A 16,013-nucleotide genomic window follows, 5' to 3' on the forward strand; every position below is an offset into this window, starting at 1 on the left:
TGCAGTTTGGCTGTATCGCTTTGAGCATCTAAAATAAATACAATTAAAAAACAGAAGATGGACCAGCGCTGTTACATGAAACAGCGATACCCATTTTATTGTGTACGGAATAAGTAAGGGGGATCGATGATGTTAGAAAAAAGAAATCCAATTCCTGTAGCGGAAGCGATTCAAAAAGTGATGCTTTATGCAAGAGAAGGAGAAAAAGAAAGGGTTCCGCTCACGGAGGCGTACGGGAGATATTTAGCGGAAGATCTTTATGCGGATCATGACGTTCCGCCGTTTGACCGCTCTCCATATGATGGATTTGCCATTCGAGCGGCCGATTCGGCACTTGCCAGCCTCGATCATCCTGTTGAGCTGGAAGTAATTGAAACGATCGGAGCGGGGCAAGTGGCCGCAAAAGCAGTAGCTGCATTTCAAGCGGTGCGAATTATGACAGGCGCGCCCATTCCTGATGGCTGCGACGCGGTAGTGATGCTAGAGCTAGCTAAGCAATATGAACGAAATGGAAAGACATATATATCGATTAAGCGTCCATTTCGTTCAGGGGATAACATTTCGTTCCAAGGAGAGGATGTTAAAAAAGGAGAAGTACTAGCGGAGAAGGGAATATTCATCAATCCTGGCGTGCAGGCGTTATTGGCTACGTTTGGCTATTCAGAGGTCAAAGTGGCTCAAAAACCGAAAATTGGGATTGCCGCAACAGGGAATGAATTATTGGATGTATCAGAGCCGCTTGTTCCTGGGAAAATCCGCAATAGCAATGCGTATATGATTCAGGCGCAAGTGCTTCGCAGCGGAGCCACTCCCGTTGATTTAGGAAAATTGCCGGATGATCCAGATCAATGTCTTGCCGCGATCGAACAGGCGCTTCCTGATGTGGATTTTCTGATTACAACAGGAGGAGTGTCTGTCGGCGATTATGATTATTTACCGGTGATTTATGAGCGGCTCGGCGCCGAAGTGTTATTTAATAAAGTAGCTATGCGTCCGGGAAGCGTAACGACGGTAGCCCAATTGGACGGCAAGCTGCTGTTTGGATTGTCGGGCAATCCGTCAGCGTGCTATGTCGGATATGAACTGTTCATCCGCCCTGTTGTGCGTACAATGCTATATTCATCCACTCCGCATTTATACAAGACGAAAGCCATCCTATTAGAGGATTTCACGAAGCCTAATCCGTTTACTCGTTTTGTTAGAAGCTATGTAAGTGCTCAAGGAGGGCAGCTTTATGCTTCGCCGGTTGGGATGGATAAATCGAATATTGTGACCTCTCTTGCTAAAGCCAATGCGCTGACCGTACTTCCAGGAGGCACTCGCGGCTTTGTCAAGGGGGATCTTGTGGATGTTTGGCTGCTCGATAGCGAAGAGGGAAGCGCCCAATGAAGGTTTGGCAAGTGGTCGGCTATAAAAATAGCGGAAAAACGACACTGATAGAGAAATGGATTCAACTGGCAGTACAAGCAGGATATAAAGTGGGAGCAGTGAAGCATCATGGCCATGGGGGGCTGCCGGAGACGGGACAGACGTCAACCGATTCAAACCGCCATCTGCGGGCAGGAGCGCTGGCGGCAGCGGTAGAAGGAGGCGGAATGCTGCAGTTGCATGCGATTCATCCAGAGTGGACGTTATCAAAGATTTTACACATGTATTCTCTTTTTTCTCTCGACTTTGTCCTTATCGAAGGATATAAAGACGAACCATACCCTAAAATCATAATGATTCGAACACCTTCGGATTGGGAGCAGCTTGGCCATTTGCAAAATATTATCGGTGTCATTGCCTGGCAGAAGGATTTCGTCCCTTTCGATATACCGTATCCTCTGTTTTCTCTTGATGATGAACAGACCTATTTGCAATGGGTTATGAATGAGGTGGAAAAAGCGAGATGAATGAGACATTATTTATGGTTACTGATCAGCCGATTTTGATTGAAGACGTGGTGCGAAAGGTCGTTCGCCCTGAGGCGGGAGCGGTTGCCGTTTTTGTCGGGACCGTAAGAGAATTTACAAATGGAAAACGCACGCTATTTTTACAATATGAAGCCTATACCACGATGGCAGAAAAAATGCTCGAACGCATCGCTCAAGAAATTAAGGAACGTTGGCCGGAAGCCAAAACCGCGATTACCCATCGAATCGGCAAGCTCGACATTTCCGATGTGGCCGTTGTGATTGCCGTGTCGACGCCGCATCGAAAGGATGCCTATGAGGCCAATCAATACGCGATCGAAAGAATAAAACAAATCGTGCCGATCTGGAAAAAAGAATATTGGGAGGATGGCACACAATGGGTTGGAAACCAGCTTGAAACGAAGGAATATCCAGATGGAAAGCCGAAGGAGGAGGATCTGGCGTGATCACGCTGCTTTTTTTCGCCTCTTTAAAAGAAGCGGTTGGGAATGGACAAATGAGCATAGAGTACGAACCGATCACAATTGAGCAATTAAAACGACAGATAGAAGTGAAATATGGGGTGAATTTGCAAAATGTGATGGTTGCGGTGAATGAAGAGTATGCCCAGGAGAATCAACGGTTGCAGCCGGGCGATGTAATTGCTTTTATTCCACCGGTTAGCGGAGGATAAAGATTGAAAGGCGTTCAAGGTCTCCCTTGAACGCCTTTTTATATAATGGAATGGAAGGAGAAGGACGGGGGAAGAATGTCCCTATATCTAAACAAATATTAACACAATAAGTTGGATCTCTCATTTTGTTCTTTAAATAGAAGCCTGCTTGTTTGCGATTTTGATAGAAAATACAAATAAAAAATAAATATACATTTGATTTTATTTTTATGCAGTATTATAATGATAACTACATGAATATCATTGTTCGAGGAGGACAACTATGAATATTGCAATCATTGGCGCAACAGGATACAGCGGTGTGGAATTGCTGAGATTTCTCCAGCACCATCCTCATGTTGAACGTTGCCATCTCTATTCTTCATCGCAGGATGGCATGGCGTTATCGCAAAGTTTTCCGCATACGGGCGAAAACAGAGGGAATGTTTTAAGAAAAATGGCGATTGAACAAATCGCTGCAGCCAATGATGTTGTCTTTTTTGCAACGCCTCCTGGAGTGTCCAGCGAGCTGTCCCCATTGCTAATTGAGAAAGGAATAAAAGTGATTGATCTCTCTGGCGATTTTCGTTTGAAAGATGGCACCGTATATGAGAAATGGTATAAGCGGCCAGCTGCGGAGCATTCATATTTGCAGAAAGCTGTGTATGGACTTTCCGAATGGAATCGAACAGAGATCCGAAAGGCTCAGCTGCTTGCGAATCCGGGATGCTACCCGACAGCGACGCTGCTTGGATTGGCGCCACTTGTGCAGAATGGGCTTATTGAAGAACAATCGATCATTGTGGATGCTAAATCAGGGGTATCAGGAGCCGGAAGAAAAGCGTCGTTAAATACGCATTTTTCCGAAATTAATGAAAATGTGAAAATTTATAAAGTAAATGAGCATCAGCATATCCCGGAAATTGAGCAAATGCTGAAGCTTTGGAACGAACACATTCAGCCGATTACGTTTAGCACCCATTTAATCCCGATGACGAGGGGAATTATGGCGACGATTTATGCTCAAGCGAAAGTAGAGCTGTCGCTTGAGACATTGCTAGATTTATATAAAACAAGTTATGAAACGGCTCATTTTGTCCGCGTCCGAAACTCCGGACAATTTCCAGCGACAAAAGAAGTGTACGGCTCAAACTATTGCGATATCGGCATCGCTTATGATGAAAGAACAGGAAGAATCACTGTTGTTTCTGTCATCGACAATTTAGTGAAAGGGGCCGCGGGCCAGGCTGTTCAAAACTTTAATGTGATGATGGGATGGAACGAGTCAGAAGGATTGAAGGTTGCCCCTATTTATCCATAGGAAGGAGAAGAAGCAAAATGTTAACGAAACAGGAGCATGAAATTTACTGCGTTGCCAATGGGGCCGTTGTTACCCCAAAGGGATTTAAGGCGGCAGGTGTACACGCTGGTTTGCGATATATAAAAAAAGATCTTGGAGTGATTGTTTGCGATGTGCCTGCCTCCTGCGCAGCCGTTTATACTCAAAGCCATTTTCAAGCTGCTCCGCTGAAAGTTACGCAAGAGAGTATCGCGGTTGAGCAAAAATTGCAGGCGATCGTCGTCAATAGCGCATGCGCCAATGCGTGTACAGGAGAGCAGGGATTAAAAGACGCCTATGAAATGCGGGAGCTTTGCGCTCTGCAATTCGGGCTGCCTTCGCACTACGTAGCGGTCGCTTCTACGGGAGTCATTGGAGAGTTTTTGCCGATGGAAAAAATTCGCGAAGGCATAAAAAAATTGCAGCCGAGCGTTACAGAGGAAAGCGCACATGCGTTTCAAACCGCCATTTTAACGACCGATACAGTCATGAAGCAAGCCTGTTATCAAACGACGATTGAGGGGAAAACCGTGACAATCGGAGGGGCTGCCAAAGGATCAGGAATGATTCATCCTAATATGGCGACGATGCTCGCTTTTATTACAACAGATGCTAATATTTCCTCGCCCGTTTTGCAGGAGGCGCTTCGTTCCATTACTGATCTATCGTTTAATCAGATCACGGTCGATGGCGATACGTCTACAAATGATATGGTGGTCGTCATGGCGAGCGGCCTTGCTGAAACAACCGAATTAACGCCGCGACATCCAGAATGGAATAAATTTTACGATGCATTAAAGAAAACATGCGAGGATTTGGCGAAACAAATTGCCAAAGATGGAGAAGGAGCGACCAAGCTGATTGAGGTTCGCGTATCAGGGGCTGTGACGGATGACGATGCCAAGCGTATCGCCAAACAAATCGTCGGCTCTAATCTTGTCAAAACGGCGGTTTATGGAGCGGATGCCAATTGGGGAAGAATTATCGGCGCGATCGGTTACGCGGATGCAACCGTCAACCCTGACTGCGTCGATATTGCATTAGGGGATATTGTCATGCTAAAAGCAAGCGAACCCCAACCGTTTTCTGAAGAGGAAGCAACGGCTTATTTGCAAAATCATGAAATTATGATTCATGTTGACCTGCATCTTGGAAATGGTACAGGAGTCGCATGGGGATGCGATTTAACTTATGATTACGTGAAAATTAACGCAAGCTATCGCACGTGATGATGGGAGGAAGAGGAAAATGGAGGGAACGATTGTCATTAAATGCGGAGGAAGCGTTCTTAACGAATTATCTTCATCATTTTTTCAAAGCTTGCAAGCGTTGCATGCCCAAGGAAAAAATATTGTCATCGTTCATGGAGGAGGGCCGGAAATTGGGCAAATGTTAAAGCAGCTGGCGATTGAAAGCGAGTTTGTGAATGGATTGCGGAAAACGACAAAAGAAGGATTGGATGTCGTTGAAATGGTCTTAGCCGGAAAAGTAAATAAACAGCTTGTTTCGCTGCTTTGGCAATACCATTTGCCTGGTGCTGGGGTGTCCGGCGTGGATGGCCGGTTGCTTGAAGCGGCTCCGCTTGATCTTGAACGGCTAGGGTATGTGGGAACCGTCACCCGCGTTAACGCATCATTTTTAGCCCATTTTCTTCGTGTTCGTTATATCCCGGTGATCGCGCCGATCGGATGCGATCAGAACGGACAAAAATATAACATTAACGCCGATACGGCCGCTGGTGCTATCGCCCAAGCATTGCGAGCCCAACAGCTCATTTTTGTGACCGATGTTCCAGGAGTGCTGCACAACGGTTCACTTGTGGAGTATGCAACAGCAGAAGAAATTGAAAAAATGATAGAGGACGGAATTATTTCAGGAGGGATGATCCCGAAGGTCAAAGCAGCGCTAAGCGCTTTGTCGGATTCTCTGCCTGAGGTGATGATTGTAAGCGGGAAGCACTCATTTTATTCAGAAGGAAAACTACATGGAACGAGCATTCAAAAGGAAGCGGGGGTTTGCTAATGGGAGCGTTATTTCCGACGTATAATCGTTGGGATCTATGTGTGGAATCGGCACAAGGAACGACAGTTGTCGCTACAGATGGCAAGCAATATTTAGATTTTGTGGCTGGAATTGCGGTTTGCAATTTAGGGCATCGTCCGCCACAAGTGCAAGAGGCATTGGAAGCTCAGCTAAATAAGGTGTGGCATACTTCTAATTTATTTACAAATCCATTGCAGGAAGAAGTGGCTCAGCTGCTTGCCGGGCATAGCTGCGGGGATTATGTGTTTTTCTGCAATAGCGGTGCGGAAGCAAATGAAGCGGCGTTAAAGCTGGCAAGAAAGTATACAGGACGGGCAAAAGTGATTTCTTTTCAGCAGTCGTTTCATGGCCGGACGTTTGCTACGATGTCGGCAACAGGACAAGAAAAAGTTCATAAGGGCTTTGGACCGCTTTTACCGGAGTTTGTTCACCTTCCGTTTAATGACATAGAGGTGCTGGAAAAGGAAATGAGTGAACAAGTGGCGGCTGTGATGCTGGAAATCGTGCAAGGCGAAGGCGGAGTAAGACAAATCAATGAATCATTTTTACAAAAAACTGTTCAGTTGTGTCGACAATATGGAGCATTGCTGATCGTTGATGAGGTGCAGACGGGAATTGGACGGACCGGGAAGGCGTTTGCCTATCAGCATTTTTCGATTGAACCAGATATTATTACGACAGCCAAGGGATTAGGAAGCGGCTTTCCGGTCGGAGCGATGATTGGCAAGGCCTTTTTGCGAGATGCGTTTACAGCGGGAACTCACGGCTCCACATTTGGCGGAAATCCGTTAGCAATGGCGGCGGCGAAAGCCACCTTGCAAGTGATTTTCCAAGATGATTTTTTACAAAGCGTAGCAGAAAAAGGACATTATTTCTTAGAGCAGCTTCGCACGGCTTTAGCCGGAGTCGGACATGTGCGAGAAGTGCGCGGCCTCGGCTTATTAATAGGAATCGAATGCGAGGCGGACGTGGCAAAGCTGATTCCACTTATCCATGAAAAAGGATTGCTTGTACTGCCCGCTGGCGCGAATGTGATTCGTTTAGTGCCGCCGCTGATTGTAACGAAAGAAGAACTGGATAGGGCTGTTGCCATCTTGAAAGAAGTGTTGCTAAACGAATATGTGGCTATTTCCTAGGAGCGGAATTTTTTTTCATAGTGAATGCATAAAAATTCCCATTTTGTAATAAAAATTCGACAATGAGGTGTCTGCGATGAACGCTTGTTTGCATTTAGCAAATGGAAAGACATTTGCCGGAGTTCTTGAAGTGCCGGGAGAAAACGGGGAAATTCAAGGGGAAGTCGTCTTTTATACAGGAATGACCGGCTATCAGGAAGTGCTGACAGATCCTTCATATAAAAACCAAATCATTGTGTTCACGTATCCACTGATTGGAAATTATGGAATTAATGAAGCCGATTTCGAAAGTAAAAAACCGCATGTGCAGGCGGTGATTGTATATGAGGCAAGTCAGCAAGGATACCATTATGAAGCGAAATATAGTTTAAAAGAATACTTGCAGCAATGGAAGATTCCGCTATTAACCCATGTGGATACGCGGGCGCTGGTAAAAGAGATTCGCAATCAAGGAACGATGATGGGGTGGATTGCTCCAGGAGAATCGGAGATTGGCGCACTCAAGGAAATTCGCTTTCCTGTTGCAAGTGTATCCACTGAGCAAATGTCCGTATATGGAAACGGCGATACGCATATTGTACTCGTCGATTTTGGCTATAAGAAATCGATAGTGCAATCTCTGGTAACAAGAGGATGCCAAGTAACCGTCGTTCCTTATCATACGCCATTTTCCGCTATTAAAGCATTGCAGCCCGACGGGATCGTTTTATCCAATGGCCCGGGAGATCCGAAGCAGCTGGCGGAATATTTGCCGACTATCCGAATGATGATTGACCATTATCCGACGCTTGCGATTTGTTTAGGACACCAGCTCGTCGCATTATCATACGGAGCCAACACAGAGAAGCTCCGCTTTGGACATCGCGGAGCCAACCAGCCCGTTTATGATTTGCAGAAGAAAAAGGTGTTCATGACTTCGCAAAACCATAGTTATGTGGTCAATAAAGAAAGTTTGGCCGCTACGCCGTTTGACATTCGCTTTATCAATGTGAACGACGATTCGGTAGAAGGAATGGTTCACCGATACAAACCGATTTTATCGGTTCAGTATCACCCGGAGGCACATCCCGGACCAAATGATACAGAACATATTTTTGCTGAATTTTTGCAAGCAGTGAACAAAGGAGAGAAAGTATATGCCTAAAGATCCATCACTTCAATCGATTTTAATCATCGGATCTGGACCGATTGTGATTGGTCAAGCGGCGGAGTTTGACTATTCTGGTACGCAAGCATGCATCGCTTTAAAGGAAGAAGGCTATCGCGTCATTCTAGTCAATAACAATCCGGCTACGATTATGACTGACGATGTTCATGCAGATGCTGTTTATTTTGAGCCATTGACAGTCGATAGCTTGGAGAGCATTATCGCGAAAGAACGGCCTGATGGCTTGTTGGCGACCTTTGGAGGACAGACGGGATTAAACTTAGCGTTTCAGCTCCATGAAGCAGGAGTTTTAACGAAATATGGCGTGAGATTGCTTGGAACACCGATTGAAGCGATCCAAAAAGGAGAGGATCGGGAAGCGTTCCGCCAGTTAATGTATGAGTTAAACGAGCCGGTGCCAGAAAGTGAAATTATTACGAATGTAGCGGACGCAGTTGCTTTTGCTGAAAAGATCGGCTTCCCGATCATTATCCGTCCAGCCTATACATTAGGGGGAAGCGGCGGAGGAATTGCGGAAACCATGGAGCAATTTGTATCCCTCGTTGAAAAGGGATTGGCGGAAAGTCCCATTACCCAATGTTTGGTGGAGCGCAGTGTGGCAGGATACAAAGAAATCGAATATGAAGTGATGCGCGACGATACCGATACTTGCATTACAGTTTGCAACATGGAAAACATCGATCCTGTCGGAGTTCATACGGGTGACTCCATTGTTGTGGCCCCATCCCAAACCTTAACGGATGAAGAATATCATATGCTGCGCTCATCGGCAGTAAAAATTATTTCAGCGCTCGGAATTATTGGCGGATGCAACATTCAATTCGCGCTCGATCCGTTTAGCAAAAATTATTATTTAATCGAGGTGAATCCGCGCGTCAGCCGTTCCTCCGCTTTGGCATCCAAAGCGACCGGATATCCGATTGCGCGCATTGCTGCCAAATTGGCTGTTGGCTATACATTAGCGGAATTGCTAAATCCTGTTACGAAAAATACATTTGCCAGCTTTGAACCAGCGCTTGATTATGTTGTTGTCAAATTTCCGCGTTTGCCATTTGACAAATTTCCAAGCGGCGACCGCCGCCTAGGAACGCAAATGAAAGCGACGGGGGAAGTGATGGCGATTGACCGCAATTTGGAGCGCGCCCTGCAAAAGGCTGTCCGTTCATTGGAGGGGGCTAATAACGGATTGTTTTTGCCGGAGATGTCCACCAAGACGAATGATGAATTAAAAGAGCTATTAATTCATCAAGATGATCGCCGCTTTTTTGCAATTTTAGAATTGTTCAGACGCGGCGAAGAGATCGAAACGATCTATCAACTAACCAAAATCGACCGCTTTTTTTTAAATAGTTTTTATCAGCTTATTATGCTTGAGCAACAAGCGAAAGCCGCCCATTTTGCTCATATTGATGCCGCAATGCTTCGCTTATTGAAAGAAAAAGGCTTTTCTGATGCTTTTTTAGCGAGTATTTGGAATGTAAAGGAAGCGGAAATTCGCCGCAAGCGGAAGCAGCTTGGCATTATTCCAGCTTATAAAATGGTAGATACGTGTGCAGCGGAATTCCACTCGGAAACGGATTACTATTACTCCACTTATTTTGGTGCGGATGAACGAAAAGCAAGCGATAAAGAAAAAGTTCTTATTATCGGAGCAGGGCCGATTCGAATCGGCCAAGGAATTGAGTTTGACTACAGCTCCGTTCATAGCGTCTATGCTCTTCAGAAAGAAGGATACGAAACCGTCTTGATTAACAATAATCCGGAAACCGTTAGCACCGATTTTGCAGTGGCGGATCGTCTTTATTTCGAACCGCTTGTGTTGGAAGATGTGCTTAATGTGATTGAGGCAGAACAAATTCAAAAAGTGGTTGTCCAATTCGGGGGACAGACAGCGATTAATCTAGTAAAAGAACTGGAAGAGGCAGGTGTGACCATTTTAGGCGCCTCATACGATGTCATTGACCAGCTGGAGGATCGTGATCGTTTTTATCAGCTTTTAGAGGAATTAGCGATTCCACACGTGCCTGGTGTAATAGCCGAAAATGAAAATGAGTTGGTGGAAAAAGCGGAAAAGATCGGTTATCCGGTGTTGCTTCGTCCGTCATATGTGATCGGCGGCAAAGGCATGTTTATTGTACAAAATGAACAGCAATTGTTGCAGCAAGCGGCCACTTTGACGTATCCCGTACTGATTGATGCGTATTTGGAAGGAAAAGAAGCCGAAGTCGATGTGGTAGCCGATGGAAAGAGCGTACTGATTCCAACCATTATTGAGCATGTTGAAAAAGCGGGCGTCCATTCAGGTGATAGCTATGCGTGGCTGCCAGCGCAAACGCTGTCAGAAGATGAAAAAGCCAAGATAAAAACATTTGCTGAAAAAATTGTGCAAAAGCTTCAATTCAAAGGTTTAATGAATATTCAATTTGTCATCGCAAATGGCGAGGTGTATGTGCTGGAAGTCAACCCTCGCGCGAGCCGAACGGTGCCGATTGTCAGCAAGACGACGGGAATTCCACTTGCGCAAATTGCGACAAAATTATTGCTTGGGAAATGCTTAGATGAGGTAAATGATTCTGTGACAAACAGCTTCAGCGATATGCCCTACATTGTTTTGAAATATCCCGTTTTTTCAATGCATAAGCTGCCTGGAGTCGATCCGCTTGTCGGGCCGGAAATGAAATCGACAGGCGAAGGAATTAGCATTGCTCATACAGCAGCGGAGGCAGCCGGCAAAGCGTTCCATTCTTATTTGACAAAAAAAGCAGATGCTTTCGAGGTTTATGTGGATGCAGAAATAGAGCAAATACAAGCGCTCGTAGAAGCAATGAAGAATAAGCGAATCAAGCTTGTGAGCCACATTCCATTTTCTGAATGGGTAAAGCGAAAAGAAGCATTAGCCTTTTTTAATTTCAAAAACGATCAACAAGCTGCGGAACAACGGATGCTTGCTTTGTCACGGCAGCTGCTGGCCTTTACGGAAGTGGAAACGTGCAAGCTGTTTTTGCAGGCGCTTGATTCTGACGATTTTTCCGTTCTTTCGATTCAGGAATGGCTTAAATTAAAAAAACAAACAGAGGAAGCGGTGATAGGATGAATGCGACAATCCATTCATTAAAAGGAAAGGATTTATTAACATTAATCGATTTTTCTTCTGAGGAGATCCATGATTTACTAACGTTAGCAAGTGAGTTGAAACAAAAGCAGCTGGCAGGTCAAGCCTATACACCATTAACAGGGAAAACATTGGCGATGATTTTCGAAAAGCCATCTACGCGGACGAGAGTATCCTTTGAAGTGGGGATGACACAGTTAGGCGGACATGCGCTTTATTTAAACAGCAATGATTTGCAAATTGGCCGCGGGGAAACCATTGCTGATACGGCAAGAGTATTATCGCAATATGTAGATGCGATTATGATTCGCACATTCGCCCATAGCAAAATCGAAGAGCTTGCACAGTACGCAACGGTGCCCGTTATTAACGGATTGACAGATGACGATCATCCATGCCAAGCACTGGCTGATTTACTAACCATTTATGAAACGAAAAAACAGCTAAAGGGACTGAAGCTAGTATATGTCGGAGATGGCAATAATGTTGCCCATGGATTAATGATCGCCGCTGCCAAAGTAGGGATGGATTGTACGATTGCATGCCCGGTAGGCTATGAACCGAAAGAACAATATGTCGAGGCTGCAATCGAAGTAGCCAAACAAACAGGATCACAAATTGTCGTGACCCATTCTCCACAAGAAGCGGTGAAACATGCTGATGTCATTTATACGGATGTATGGACGAGCATGGGACAAGAACAGGAAAGCCAGCAGCGGCTGGCAGTGTTCCAGCCGTTTCAAGTCAACGAACAGCTAGTGAAGCAGGCTAAGCCAGATTATATGTTTTTGCATTGTTTGCCTGCTCATCGCGACGAAGAAGTGACAGCTGGCGTCATTGACAGCGACCATTCTTATGTATTTGAGCAAGCGGGAAATCGTCTCCATGTCCAAAAAGCCATTTTGCTATCGTTATTATCATGCTGAAAAACACCGGAGGTTACTCCGGTGTTTTTTTGCAAATCATTCCACGATTTGCATGAGTGAATGATAAAAAGAGGGGAGATGATAAGCGTGTACGCTGCTTGAAGGAGGGGATGAGCATGGGCCAAAGACGTCATTTTGGACCAGGGGACAAAGCGCCCAACAATGGTGTATATATTGAAATCGGAGAAACAGGAGATAACGTGAAAAATCCTAAAAAAGTGAAGCTCAAAGCGGGAGATACATTCCCAGAAACGTCCAATCATAATCGCCATTGGACTTATATGCGCAAACCATAACGATCGATGCAGCCGTTGATATGGTAGACAAAGCAGATTTTTTCTTTGTCTACCATTATTTTGAGGCGTTACTCATTTCAGTTGTTTCCACTTCAAAATGTCTTAAAAACGCTGGGCAGAGAAAGAAGAGAACCGAACGAAGACGTTACCGTGCAGACGAACGAGACGCTGTGACGCAGGATAATAGACTGAGCCATTCTCACCGTGGGAATGGCTTTTCCTGTGGGACAAGGGTATAATATATATAAAGGTCAAAAAAAGTCAAAAGACAGGTGAATGTCATGGATATGAACAAGCTAACAGAAAAGATGCAGGAGGCGCTGATCTCTGCTCAATCCATCGCCAAAACGTATCATCATCAAATGATGGATATCGATCATCTTTTGCTGGCGTTGTTGGAGCAGGAAGAAGGGCTGGCCAAACGCATGCTCTCTCTTCTACATATCAATATTAACAAAATGGCTGTAGATCTCCGTTCATTTTTAAAAAGAAAACCTGAAGTGATGGGGGAGGAAGAAATTGTCTACATGGCGCCTCGTTTGGAACGGTTGCTCACCAACGCTGAACAGGAAGCAAAACAGATGAAGGATGAGTATACCTCTGTAGAACATTTGCTTTTGGCGTTAACCAATGAAAAAAATGAGATCGGGCAGCTGCTGCAAAAGTACGAATTAAATCGTTCGAGACTTTTACACGTATTAAAAGAAATAAGGGGGAATCAGCGCGTGACAAGTGCAAATCCAGAAGCTACATATGAGGTATTAAAAAAATATGGCCGCGATTTAGTGGAAGAGGCGCGCGCCGGAAAAATTGACCCTGTCATCGGCCGCGACAGTGAAATTCGCCGTGTGATCCGCATTTTATCGCGTAAAACCAAAAATAATCCAGTGCTTATTGGCGAACCGGGAGTGGGAAAAACAGCGATTGTCGAAGGGCTTGCTCAACGGATTGTTCGGAAGGACGTACCGGAAGGCTTAAAAGATAAAATCATTTTTGCTTTAGATATGAGCTCTTTAATCGCAGGAGCGAAATTTCGCGGGGAATTTGAAGAGCGCTTAAAAGCTGTATTAAATGAAATAAAAAAAAGCGAAGGAAAGATCATTTTATTTATTGACGAGTTGCATACGATTGTCGGTGCTGGAAAAGCCGAGGGGGCTATTGATGCAGGAAACATGTTAAAGCCGATGCTCGCTCGCGGGGAATTGCGCTGCATTGGCGCTACCACTTTGGATGAATATCGACAATATATCGAAAAGGACCCGGCTTTAGAGCGACGGTTTCAGCAGGTGCTTGTGGAAGAGCCGAGCGTGGAAGATACGATTTCTATCTTGCGTGGTTTAAAGGAACGGTTTGAGATTCATCACGGCGTGAATATTCATGACCGCGCGCTCGTTACCGCTGCGGTATTATCAGATCGCTATATTTCTGAACGTTTTCTTCCTGATAAAGCCATTGATCTTGTTGATGAAGCGTGCGCCATGATTCGCACAGAAATTGATTCAATGCCATCAGAATTAGATGAGGTGATGCGTCGTGTGATGCAGCTTGAGATTGAAGAAGCAGCGTTGCGCAAGGAAGAGGATGAAGCGAGCCGGGAACGTCTGGAAGCTCTCAAACAGGAGCTGGCCAATTTAAAAGAAAAAGCCAATAGCATGAAAGCGAAATGGCAACAGGAAAAAGAAGCGATTCAGCAAATACGCGGTGTTCGTGAGGAACTGGAAAGAGCAAAACGAGAGCTAGAAGAGGCTGAAAATGCTTATGATTTAAATAAAGCAGCTGAGCTGCGCCATGGACGCATTCCGGAACTGGAAAAGCAATTAAAGCAACTTGAACAAGATGCGAGCCGAACAGAAAAAGAAGGGCGGCTTTTGCGGGAAGAGGTGACGGAAGAAGAAATTGCCGAAATCGTCTCAAGATGGACCGGCATCCCATTAACGAAGCTAGTAGAAGGGGAACGAGAAAAGCTGTTGCGCTTGCAGGAGCTATTGCATCAACGCGTCATCGGTCAAGACGAAGCGGTAGAGTTGGTGGCAGATGCCGTGTTGCGGGCGCGCGCCGGTATTAAAGATCCGCGCCGACCGATTGGATCCTTTCTATTTCTAGGGCCGACAGGGGTAGGGAAAACGGAGCTGGCCAAGGCGTTGGCGCAAGCGCTTTTTGATAGCGAAGAACAGATGGTTCGGATTGATATGTCGGAGTACATGGAAAAGCACGCGGTATCGCGGCTGATTGGCGCGCCTCCCGGATATGTCGGTTATGAAGAAGGCGGACAGCTGACAGAAGCGGTGCGTCGCAAGCCGTATTCGGTTATTTTGCTTGATGAAGTGGAAAAAGCGCATCCGGAAGTGTTTAATATTTTATTACAAGCGCTTGACGACGGCCGCATTACGGACTCACAAGGAAGAACGGTGGACTTTAAAAATACCGTCATTATTTTAACATCGAATATCGGTTCACACACACTACTGGAAGCAGGGCAAGAAAATGGCGAAATTGGCGAAGAAGCTCGCAGTCAAGTGATGCAGCAATTGCGAATGCACTTCCGGCCGGAATTTTTAAATCGCATTGATGATATCGTTCTATTTAAGCCGCTGACGATAAAAGAGTTAAAGGGAATTGTGGACAAGTTTGCGGGAGAACTGGGCACACGCCTTGCGGATCGCCATATTTCTGTAACGCTGTCAGAGCGTGCGAAAGAGTATATCGCGCAAGCAGGTTTTGATCCTGTCTATGGAGCGCGTCCATTAAAGAGATTTATGCAGAAGCGGATTGAAACGCCTCTGGCCAAAGAAATCGTGGCGGGACGGGTGAAGGATCACAGCCGGATTGTCGCGGACTATGAGAACGAGCAAATCGTGATCAAGACGAATGCTGAAAGCGAAATGTAACTATTTTTGACCGCAGAGTAATATGAATGAAAGTTGTACACCATAATTTGGAATCAGCGTCGTCCGTTGAAAGTAAGCGTTCGGTCACGTCAAAGCGTGCCGGCGAAATCGGATATCACCTGCTCAATGGTGGGCAAATGCTCGCCCATCAAGTTGTAATGGCAGAGAGTATTGACAAAAGGAGGCTGCCTTTTTAGACAGCCTCCTTTTGTGCAGCGCACTAAGAGCTAGGTTCTGCTTTTTAATGATGGTCATGATGGCCAACAGGATCATTAGGAAGCAAGCTGCCAATGATGATGACAAAAATCGTCATAGCCACTCCTAAAAAAGCGCCTGTTGAAAATTGATAAGAACTTCCTTGCATGGAACTAATGACATATGTAGCCATTTGTGCTAGCAAGAATGTCCAAAAGAGCGTCCAAAAAAATCTCATGATTTTCACCTCAACATTTCTTGCTTTCTTTATCTATCTTATCACAAATCGCTTTCATGGAAAATGTTCTTCTTTTTAGGCTGATACCCTTTCCATCTTTGAAG

The 16,013-nt window shown here is 45.4% G+C and carries 14 protein-coding genes; 13 read left to right on the plus strand and 1 reads right to left on the minus strand.

The window, feature by feature from the left end:
• Nucleotides 1–129: 129 nt before the first annotated feature.
• The 13 genes from glp (at nucleotide 130) to clpB (ending at nucleotide 15,476) form a co-directional block, all read left to right on the plus strand.
• Complete coding sequence (gene glp, locus AT864_RS08425; RefSeq protein ID WP_066148254.1) at nucleotides 130–1,389, plus strand: gephyrin-like molybdotransferase Glp; 1,260 nt, start codon at nucleotides 130–132, stop codon at nucleotides 1,387–1,389.
• Nucleotides 1,386–1,895, plus strand: a complete 510-nt coding sequence (gene mobB / locus AT864_RS08430; protein ID WP_044745710.1) for a molybdopterin-guanine dinucleotide biosynthesis protein B — start codon at nucleotides 1,386–1,388, stop codon at nucleotides 1,893–1,895. The genes glp and mobB overlap by 4 nt, the downstream gene beginning before the upstream one ends.
• A complete protein-coding gene (locus tag AT864_RS08435; protein WP_066148256.1) occupies nucleotides 1,892–2,362 on the plus strand; it encodes a molybdenum cofactor biosynthesis protein MoaE in 471 nt (156 codons plus the stop codon). Before mobB ends, AT864_RS08435 begins: the two co-directional genes overlap by 4 nt.
• Complete coding sequence (gene moaD / locus AT864_RS08440; protein ID WP_066148258.1) at nucleotides 2,359–2,589, plus strand: molybdopterin converting factor subunit 1; 231 nt, start codon at nucleotides 2,359–2,361, stop codon at nucleotides 2,587–2,589. The genes AT864_RS08435 and moaD overlap by 4 nt, the downstream gene beginning before the upstream one ends.
• A 262-nt stretch (nucleotides 2,590–2,851) precedes the next feature.
• Complete coding sequence (argC, locus tag AT864_RS08445) at nucleotides 2,852–3,889, plus strand: N-acetyl-gamma-glutamyl-phosphate reductase (protein WP_066148260.1); 1,038 nt, start codon at nucleotides 2,852–2,854, stop codon at nucleotides 3,887–3,889.
• A 17-nt stretch (nucleotides 3,890–3,906) separates the two neighbouring features.
• Nucleotides 3,907–5,136, plus strand: a complete 1,230-nt coding sequence (gene argJ / locus AT864_RS08450; protein ID WP_066148262.1) for a bifunctional ornithine acetyltransferase/N-acetylglutamate synthase — start codon at nucleotides 3,907–3,909, stop codon at nucleotides 5,134–5,136.
• A gap of 19 nt (nucleotides 5,137–5,155) precedes the next feature.
• Nucleotides 5,156–5,929 (plus strand): acetylglutamate kinase, encoded by a 774-nt coding sequence (gene argB, locus AT864_RS08455; protein ID WP_044745715.1) that lies wholly within the window; start codon nucleotides 5,156–5,158, stop codon nucleotides 5,927–5,929.
• Complete coding sequence (locus AT864_RS08460; RefSeq protein WP_066148266.1) at nucleotides 5,929–7,086, plus strand: acetylornithine transaminase; 1,158 nt, start codon at nucleotides 5,929–5,931, stop codon at nucleotides 7,084–7,086. Before argB ends, AT864_RS08460 begins: the two co-directional genes overlap by 1 nt.
• A gap of 76 nt (nucleotides 7,087–7,162) precedes the next feature.
• A complete protein-coding gene (locus AT864_RS08465; RefSeq protein WP_066148268.1) occupies nucleotides 7,163–8,230 on the plus strand; it encodes a carbamoyl phosphate synthase small subunit in 1,068 nt (355 codons plus the stop codon).
• Nucleotides 8,223–11,348: a carbamoyl phosphate synthase large subunit gene (locus tag AT864_RS08470; RefSeq protein WP_066148272.1), complete on the plus strand. Its 3,126-nt coding sequence runs from the start codon at nucleotides 8,223–8,225 to the stop codon at nucleotides 11,346–11,348. The genes AT864_RS08465 and AT864_RS08470 overlap by 8 nt, the downstream gene beginning before the upstream one ends.
• Nucleotides 11,345–12,292: an ornithine carbamoyltransferase gene (gene argF / locus AT864_RS08475; protein ID WP_066148274.1), complete on the plus strand. Its 948-nt coding sequence runs from the start codon at nucleotides 11,345–11,347 to the stop codon at nucleotides 12,290–12,292. The genes AT864_RS08470 and argF overlap by 4 nt, the downstream gene beginning before the upstream one ends.
• A 116-nt stretch (nucleotides 12,293–12,408) precedes the next feature.
• Nucleotides 12,409–12,588 (plus strand): YjzC family protein, encoded by a 180-nt coding sequence (locus AT864_RS08480; RefSeq protein ID WP_044745720.1) that lies wholly within the window; start codon nucleotides 12,409–12,411, stop codon nucleotides 12,586–12,588.
• 281 nt (nucleotides 12,589–12,869) lie between these two features.
• Nucleotides 12,870–15,476 (plus strand): ATP-dependent chaperone ClpB, encoded by a 2,607-nt coding sequence (clpB, locus tag AT864_RS08485; RefSeq protein ID WP_066148278.1) that lies wholly within the window; start codon nucleotides 12,870–12,872, stop codon nucleotides 15,474–15,476.
• A 241-nt stretch (nucleotides 15,477–15,717) separates the two neighbouring features.
• Here the strand turns inward: clpB and AT864_RS08490 are convergent, their stop codons facing one another.
• Entirely contained in the window at nucleotides 15,718–15,909 is a 192-nt protein-coding gene (locus tag AT864_RS08490; RefSeq protein ID WP_044745722.1) for a YjzD family protein, read from the minus strand.
• Between the last annotated feature and the right edge of the window lie 104 nt (nucleotides 15,910–16,013).

This window comes from Anoxybacillus sp. P3H1B, assembly GCF_001560855.1.
In the GTDB taxonomy this organism is placed as follows: Bacteria; Bacillota; Bacilli; order Bacillales; family Anoxybacillaceae; genus Anoxybacteroides; species Anoxybacteroides rupiense.